A 7,840-nucleotide genomic window follows, 5' to 3' on the forward strand; every position below is an offset into this window, starting at 1 on the left:
CGTGAAGGCCGCGCACCGGCAGACACTGGACAAGATATTTGCGAATCCGGTTAGCGCTTCGATCAAATGGCGCGATGTCGAGGCATTGCTGGTGGCGCTTGGAGCCGAAGTCTCGGAAGGCAGCGGCTCACGAGTGAGATTCACCATCGCCGACCAGACACTGTTCCTGCATCGCCCCCATCCATCGCCCGACACCAAGCGATGGGCAATCAGGGACATTCGAGAATTTTTGAACAATGTTGGAATAAGGCCATGAAACTTTACAAGGGTTATGCCGGATCGATCGAGTTCGACGATGAGGATATGGTGTTCCATGGTCGCGTCCTTGGCATTCGCGACATCGTCACTTTTGAAGCCGAGACTGCAGAGGAATTGGTGAAGGCGTTTCAAGGCAGCGTCGACGACTATCTTGCTTTTTGCAAGGAGCGTGGGGCTGATCCTCAGAAGCCTTACTCCGGTAAACTCGCCTTGCGTACGACACCAGAGATTCATGCGCTTCTGGGCAAGGCCGCCGCCAGCGATGGCAAATCGATCAATCAATGGGTATCGGACACGCTTGCCGAAGTCGCGCGCAAGCGGCTCGACGAAGGTTCGACAAAAGTCCGAACCCGCGCGCACTAAACGCCCTCCGCCATGATCTCGCGTCCGATCAGCCAGCGGCGGATCTCGCTGGTGCCGGCGCCGATCTCATAGAGCTTGGCGTCGCGCAGAAGCCGGCCGGTCGGATAGTCGTTGGTGTAGCCGTTTCCGCCAAGCAGCTGGATGGCGTCGAGCGCCATCAGCGTCGCCTTTTCGGCGGCAAACAGCACGCAGCCGGCGGCGTCCTTGCGGGTCGTCTGGCCGCGATCGCAGGCGGCCGCTACCGCATAGACGTAAGCGCGCGCGGCGTTCATCGTCGAATACATGTCGGCCAGCTTGCCCTGCACCAGCTGGAACTCGCCGATCGGCTGGCCGAACTGCTTGCGCTCATGCACATAGGGGATCGCCACGTCGAGACAGGCCGCCATCAGCCCGATCGGGCCGCCGGCGAGTACGGTGCGTTCGTAGTCGAGACCGGACATCAGCACCTCGACGCCGCGACCTTCCTCATGCAGTACATTGTCATAGGGAACCTCGACATTCTCGAACACCAGTTCGCCGGTGTTGGAGCCGCGCATGCCGAGCTTGTCGAGCTTTTGCGCCGTCGAAAAGCCGGCCATCTTCTTTTCGACTATGAAGGCGGTGATGCCGCGGGACTTCCGTTCCGGATCGGTCTTGGCGTAGACGACCAGCGTTTCGGCGTCGGGACCGTTGGTGATCCACATTTTCGAGCCGTTGAGCACATAGCGGTCATTGCGCTTTTCGGCGCGCAATTTGAGCGAGACGACGTCGGAGCCGGCGCCCGATTCCGACATGGCCAGCGCGCCGACCTTTTCACCCGAGCACAGCGCCGGCAGATATTTTTCCTTCTGCGCCGGTGTCGCCCAGCGGTTGATCTGGTTGACGCAGAGGTTCGAATGGGCGCCGTAGGAGAGGCCGACCGAGGCCGAAGCACGGGAAATCTCTTCCACCGCGATCACATGGGCGAGGTAGCCCATGCCGCTGCCGCCGAAATCGGGATCGGCGGTGATGCCCAGCAGGCCGAGCGCGCCGAGTTCTTTCCACAGATGCATGGGGAATTGATTGCTGCGGTCGATCTCGGCGGCGATCGGCGCTATTTTCTCCTGGGCAAAGCGCCGCACCAGATCGCGCAGCGCCTCGATGTCTTCGTCATGCCCGAAGCTAAGCGTGTTCGTGTACATGCCGTTCCCTCCTGCCGCATGACCCCGAAAATCCACTTTGATTTTCGGAAAGGATYATGCGCGAAATCAAAATKCTACAGCGTCCTTTGCGCGTCSGAAGKGACGCGCGGCGCTGTAGGTCTTGTCGTCGATCTTCGCGCCAACCAGGCGCATTGTCATGGAAAGATATGTCGCCGTGACTTCAGCCATCGACAGCCGCTCGCCCGGTCGGAACCAGACGATGACGCCGGTCATCATCTGGATCAGCGCCATGGCGGTGAGCCCGGTGTCGTCAACGCTGAAGGCGCCTGTTTCTGTCCCGTCGCGCAGGATGGCGCGCAGCTCCTTTTCGTAGGCGGTGCGCATCCTCAAAATCTGCGTCAGCCGGTCATGCGACAGGCTGCGCAATTCCATGTTCGAGACATGGGTGGAGTGGCGGCGCTCGATATGGAAGGCGATGTGGTTTTCGACATAGGCGGCAAGCCGCGTCGTCGGATCGGCGGCGTCGGGGCGTGCGGCGTCCCACGCTACGATCAGCCCTTCCATGTGCTCGCGCATCAGCGTGAACAAAAGGTCTTCCTTGGTCGGGAAATAGCGGTAGAGCGCGGCCGCCTGGACGCCGACTTCGGCCGCAAGCTGGCGCATCGACATCGCTTCATAGCCGAAGCGTGCGATCAGGCTGACCGCCGCCTCGCGGACGGCGGCTTCGGTCTTTTCACCGTCGGATCCGGTGGTGCGCGCCATGATCGCCTCCCAATAGGCTTATTAATAAAACGAACGTTCAATTAATTCAAGTAGGCAATCAAAATCGTGCCGTCTACGTGCCGTCTATACGATGATCCGAAAGTCGACGGGCGCGTCGCGAAGTTCGAATTCTTCGATCTCGACCTTCGAAACCGAGGATCCCCTAGGTCCTTGCCGCAGCCGTTCGATCATTGTCGAAACCGCAGCATCGGCCCCGGCAATCCAGGCCGTCACCGTGCCGTCCCGTTCGTTGCGCACCCAGCCAGTAAGGCCGAGCCCTATCGCTTCGTGCCGCGCCCACACCCGGTAGCCGACGCCTTGCACCTTGCCATGGACGCGGGCCTGCACCGCCCTTTGCCGATCACTCATCTTTGTCTCCCTGCACAGAGTCTGGCGCGGGATCGAACGAAAGCAAGAGAATTGAGCGCTGCCGGATCGACGGGAGCCAGGCTCACACCTTGAGGTGAATGACGTCGTCCAGTAAATAGTTGACCAAATCAACTAATTCGATGAAGATCGACACTGCGGAAATCTTCGGAGAAAGGTGCCTGCCATGCCAGCCGATCGAAATGCGTTGGTTGCCGAGATGCGCGGTTTCAACAGGTTCTACACCTGTCTGGTCGGGCTGCTCGACGAGACGCTGACGCAGAGCGCGTACACTTTGGTCGAAGCCAGGGTGCTGTTCGAACTCGGCCACCGGCCAGCTGACGTTTCTGCTGGTCCCGGCGGCGAAGCGGGATTCCTGGCACGGGCGTTCGATCTCGATCTTGCGCCTGTTGCATCGGCCCTTGCTGGCGAACTCCAGCTCCCGCCAACCCACCTCATGCGGATCCTGAGGAAATTCATGGCCGCAGGCCTGACCGAACTGCGTGCCGATCCGGATGATCGGCGCCGGCGGATCCTGTCGCTGACGGCCCGAGGCCATGCCGCGCTGGCCACACTTCAGGCGGCGGCGGATCGTGACCTCGCGTGTCTGACAGCCGGCCTCGCCGATGATGAAGCAGCCGAGCTTTCGGATGCGCTGAAACGGATAACGCGGCTGCTCGGTGGGGGCGCGAAGGACTCGCGGGCTCTGCTGACGGTCGGCTGATGCCGATCCGCTGGCTGATCGAGGCCGCTGCTAAGTAGGCCCGCCGCAGGCAGTCCGGCCTAATTCCCGCGCGCCGCGGCGAGCGCGCCGGGCAATTCCTCGGCAAAGATGTCGAGCTCATGATCGAGGCCGACGCTGACACGGATGCAGCGGTCGAGCCCTGGCGCCATGGGCTTGCGGATGAAGACGTCGCGCGACAAAAGGTTTTGCAGCACCTTGAGCGCGAAGGCGCCGTCCTGGCGGCAATCGATGGTGACGAAATTGGTCGCCGATGGCAGCGGCTTCAGCCCGTTCGTCTCGGCAATCCCGGCTATGCGTGTGCGGCCGGCAGCGACCCGCGCCACCACGCTGCGCAGCCAATCCTGGTCGGCCAGCGCCTCGACGCCGGCGATCTGCGCCATGCGGCTGACGCCGTAATGGTTGCGGATCTTCTCGAAATCGCGAATAACCTCAGCCTCCGCCACCGCATAACCGCAGCGTATGCCGGCCAGCCCGTAGGCCTTGGAGAAGGTGCGCATGCGGATGACGTTCGGCCGCGCGACGTCGATCGGCGGCAGCGCCGAGGCTGGCCCCAATTCGCCATAGGCCTCGTCGAGCACCAGCATGGTGGTTTCCGGCAAGGCTTCGATGAAGCGGGTGATTTCAGCTGCTTCCCACCAACTGCCCATCGGATTGTCGGGATTGGAGAGGTAGACCAGCGGCGCCTTCTCCCGGACGACGGCCTTGAGCAGGTCGTCCAGGCTTTCCTTGTCGTTCTTGTAAGGCACCGTGATGAGCCGGCCGCCGACCCCGGCGATATGGAAGTTGAAGGTCGGATAGGCGCCGAGCGAGGTGACCACCGCGTCGCCGGGCGCCGCATACATACGCGCCACCAGGCTGAGCAGCCCGTCTATGCCTTCGCCGACCACGACGTTTTCCGTGCCGAAGCCGAGATGGCGGGCCGCGGCCTGCTTCAGATCGTAATTGTCGGGATCGCAATACATCCACTGGTCACGCGCGACGCTCTCCATGCGGGCGATGACACGCGGCGAAGGCCCGAAGCTGCTCTCATTGGCGCCGATGCGGGCGCGAAACGGGCGGCCACGGTCACGCTCCTGCGCCTCAGGGCCGACAAACGGCACCGTGGACGGAAGCGCGCCGACAAGCGGCGTGAGGGCAGGGCGCTGGCGCATTGCAAAGGCTCACTCGAAAAGGGCCTTCTTGCTAGCGTGGAGGCATGTTGGGCGCAAGATGACAATGCCGCACTGGATTTCGCCGATCCGTTTTGCTAGCGAAATAAAATGAGCAATCGATTGCCGCCCGCTTGGGCCAAGCACCTTAAAACCCAGGCAGCGCCGAAGGGCGCAGCGCCGAAGGTCGGGCAACCTAAACCTCAGCCCGCAATCGCGGCTCCGTCTCGTGCTCAGGCCAACGATATGATGTTGAGGCAGGCGCTCGAGTTCCAGCAAGAGAAAAGATTGCCTGAGGCGGAAGAACTCTGTCATCGCGTTCTGGCGAGAACGCCCGAACATCCGCTGGCCCTTTATATACTAGGGACGCTGGGGATCGGGTACGACGAGGAAAAGGTCCTGCGGTATTTTGCTCGGGCGATCGCGCAGGAGCCCCTAAATCCCTACTACCACCTAAGCCTCGGCCAAGCCTATTTGAGGCTCAGCGAGTTTACACCGGCGATCGAACACATTCAGTACGCACTGACATTGAAGCCGGATCTGGTGGAAGCGCTTTGCGCCTTGGGCGATGCATACAATTCGTTTGACAAGGGGGAAATGGCGCTGCCGCTCTTTGAAAAGGCGCTCAGGATCGACCGAGATCATCCCATGGCCCGGTTGGGGCTGCCTCGTGCGCTGGCAAGCCTCGGCCGTATGGACGAAGCCGCGGTTCATCTCAAAGAGGCAATAGCTCGGCGCATCGCGGTACCTGCTGCCTACAATGCGCTTGTAAGCACGCATAAATTCACTGGAGAGCCACCAGAACTCGCGGCGATCCTGACGGAGCTGCAAGACCCTGAGCACGGATCCGAGGGAGCGACGGCGCTCCATCACGCGGCCGGAAAGTTGCTCAACGACCTCGGTCGCTACAAGGAGGCGATGGATCACTTCAAAAAAGGAAATCAAGCCGGCGGCCAGAGCTTCGATGTGCAATTCTACCGTCGTTGGGTCGACGCCCTGATCGAAACCTTTACACCGGATTTGGTGGCTTCAAGGACTGCTTCTGGCAATGTCTCGGAACTGCCCGTGTTCGTAGTCGGGATGCCTCGCTCGGGCACGACACTGGCTGAGCAGATCTGCGCCAGCCATCCCAACGTTCATGGCGCCGGCGAGTTGACAAAGCTTAGACGCACATCGAATGGGCTCGGCCTTGGGTATGGTTCCGATATAAGCCCGGGTGAGGCGATCGCATCGATGACTCCACAGCTGTCCAGGACGCTGGCTGCGGACCATCTTGCCTACCTGCGAGAGCGGGCCCCCGATGCGCTTCGAATTGTCGACAAGATGCCTCACAATTTCGAGCTGGTCGGCCTGATTGGCATCCTTTTCCCCAATGCGCGCATCATTCATTGTCGCCGCGACGCCATTGACAACTGCATCTCCTGTTTTGTCCTCCAACTCAGTGAAGGGCATAGCTATAGCGCCGATCTGGATACACTGGGGCTTTACTACAGGGAGTATGATCGTCTGATGCGGCATTGGGACAAGATTTTCCCGGGCCGTATCTTTGAAAACCGGTACGAGACGTTGATTGAAAATCAAGAGAAGCAGTCGCGCTGTCTCATAGATTATCTCGGACTACCCTGGGACGATAGCTGCCTGCGCTTTTTTGACAGGGGCGGCACCGTAAAAACCTATAGCAATTGGCAAGTCCGCCAGCCGATCTATACCTCGTCCGTCAAGCGGTGGACGAATTACGAAAGCGAGATCCAGCCGCTGATTGAGGCCCTCGGCGATTTGGCCGACATCTGAGCTGAATCTGGAAATCCAGGCATCGCGAGTCCACACCGCGTCGCCTGTTCCGGCAATCTGGACAACCATTGAGCAGGTCGACACCTGCACGGTCTGAATAAGGTGCGACGGACGAAAAACCCGGCGGTTGCCCGCCGGGTGGATTTTCAGCCAGGCTCGGTCTGTTAGAACGAACGCTGGAAGCGGAGCAAGCCGCCGACACTGCTCTTCTTGTCGGCATTGGTGAAGTTGGAGAAGTCGGCGTCGTCGAACTTGCCTGCGTTGAGGTAGTCGACTTCGGCCGTGACCGTGAAGCCCGGAACCACATCGTAGGCGATGTTCGCGGCGACGCCGAGGTTCTTCCAGTCGTCATATGACACCTGGAGGTTGAACGAGGTCTTCTCGTTGATGGTGTAGGTGCCACCACCCCAGAATGCCCAGTTGCCGCCCCACTGCTTGTAGAAGCCGCGGCCGTGCGCATCGATGGTGTTGCCCGTATCGTCCGTCAGGTTGTCGTCGGTGCCGTAGCCGCCCATGATGAAGAGCGACAGGTTCTGCATCGGGGTGATGTCCAAACGAACCTTGCCGGCGACTTCTTCATAGTTGCTGTCGTAAGCGACGACGCCGGTGATGGCGCCCCAGCCCTGCGTGTACTTCACGCCGCCGACGACATGCGGAACGTAGCTGTCGATGGTTCCGACAACGCCCGAGCCTTCTTCGAGCGAGACCACGGCCGAGAAGCCGTTGCCGGCGTCGAAGTAGTATTGGACGACGTTGGTGTCGAAATCGCCGTAGGGGACGAGCGTATCCTGGATGACGTTGCCGGCGTAGCCGATGAACGTATCGAAGGCCGATTCGTCCTTACCGACGCGCAGGCCACCGAGCTGGATCCAGGCGAAGTTCAGCGAGACGTTCTTGTTGCCGGCCGGGTTGCCGATTGGGTCGCCGTCGGTGGAAAAGCCACCGTAGTTGTTGCGGTTACCGAAGTTGAAGCGGGTCTCGGTGTAGGTCTTCAAGGTGCCGAGTTCGGTTTCCTGGCCGGTCCAGGTTTTCAGCGTGAAGCGGGCGTTCTTGTAGAAGGTATCCTGCTCGTCGCCATCCTTATGGTCGAAGGACCTGGCACCATCGAACGAGCCGACGTCGCCGACGCCGATGTCGTAGCGGATATAGCCGCCGATGCGCAGGCAGGTTTCGGTGCCGGGGATGTAGAAGTAGCCCGAGCCGTAAACGTCGCAAATCTTGACGTATTCAGCCGGTTCCGGCTCGGCGACGACGACGGCGTCGGCGGCGCGCGCACCGGAAACTGC

At 60.8% G+C, this 7,840-nt stretch carries 9 protein-coding genes; 4 read left to right on the top strand and 5 right to left on the bottom strand.

The features are described 5' to 3' along the window. Nucleotide 1: 1 nt before the first annotated feature. The gene (locus AC1DYO_RS13355) at nt 2–256 is read left to right on the top strand and encodes a type II toxin-antitoxin system HicA family toxin (protein ID WP_477263843.1); all 255 of its coding nucleotides are present in this window, start codon (nt 2–4) and stop codon (nt 254–256) included. Next, nucleotides 253–621, top strand: a complete 369-nt coding sequence (locus AC1DYO_RS13360; protein WP_477263845.1) for a type II toxin-antitoxin system HicB family antitoxin — start codon at nt 253–255, stop codon at nt 619–621. The genes AC1DYO_RS13355 and AC1DYO_RS13360 overlap by 4 nt, the downstream gene beginning before the upstream one ends. Here the strand turns inward: AC1DYO_RS13360 and AC1DYO_RS13365 are convergent. From AC1DYO_RS13365 to AC1DYO_RS13375, 3 genes are all read right to left on the bottom strand, one after another. Beyond that, complete coding sequence (locus AC1DYO_RS13365; RefSeq protein ID WP_477263847.1) at nt 618–1,781, bottom strand: isovaleryl-CoA dehydrogenase; 1,164 nt, start codon at nt 1,779–1,781, stop codon at nt 618–620. The genes AC1DYO_RS13360 and AC1DYO_RS13365 overlap by 4 nt on opposite strands. A gap of 66 nt (nt 1,782–1,847) precedes the next feature. Further along, nucleotides 1,848–2,504 carry a TetR/AcrR family transcriptional regulator gene (locus AC1DYO_RS13370; protein WP_477263849.1) on the bottom strand — a complete coding sequence of 219 codons (657 nt, stop codon included), beginning with the start codon at nt 2,502–2,504 and terminating at the stop codon, nt 1,848–1,850. Between the two features lie 84 nt (nt 2,505–2,588). After that, complete coding sequence (locus AC1DYO_RS13375; RefSeq protein WP_477263851.1) at nt 2,589–2,873, bottom strand: acylphosphatase; 285 nt, start codon at nt 2,871–2,873, stop codon at nt 2,589–2,591. 184 nt (nt 2,874–3,057) lie between these two features. Here AC1DYO_RS13375 and AC1DYO_RS13380 point away from each other — a divergent pair, with 184 nt between their 5' ends. Next, nucleotides 3,058–3,594, top strand: coding sequence for a MarR family winged helix-turn-helix transcriptional regulator (locus tag AC1DYO_RS13380; protein WP_477263853.1), 537 nt, complete (start codon nt 3,058–3,060; stop codon nt 3,592–3,594). 59 nt (nt 3,595–3,653) lie between these two features. Here the strand turns inward: AC1DYO_RS13380 and AC1DYO_RS13385 are convergent, their stop codons facing one another. Further along, nucleotides 3,654–4,766 carry a pyridoxal phosphate-dependent aminotransferase gene (locus tag AC1DYO_RS13385; protein ID WP_477263855.1) on the bottom strand — a complete coding sequence of 371 codons (1,113 nt, stop codon included), beginning with the start codon at nt 4,764–4,766 and terminating at the stop codon, nt 3,654–3,656. 108 nt (nt 4,767–4,874) lie between these two features. On the opposite strand from AC1DYO_RS13385, the gene AC1DYO_RS13390 reads away from it, so the two are divergent. Next, complete coding sequence (locus AC1DYO_RS13390; RefSeq protein ID WP_477263857.1) at nt 4,875–6,554, top strand: tetratricopeptide repeat-containing sulfotransferase family protein; 1,680 nt, start codon at nt 4,875–4,877, stop codon at nt 6,552–6,554. A gap of 164 nt (nt 6,555–6,718) precedes the next feature. Here the strand turns inward: AC1DYO_RS13390 and AC1DYO_RS13395 are convergent. Then, nucleotides 6,719–7,840, bottom strand: a 1,122-nt coding sequence (locus AC1DYO_RS13395) for a porin (protein ID WP_477263859.1), incomplete at its 5' end; no start/stop codon positions are given.

Source organism: Mesorhizobium sp. P2_F5 (genome assembly GCF_056403715.1).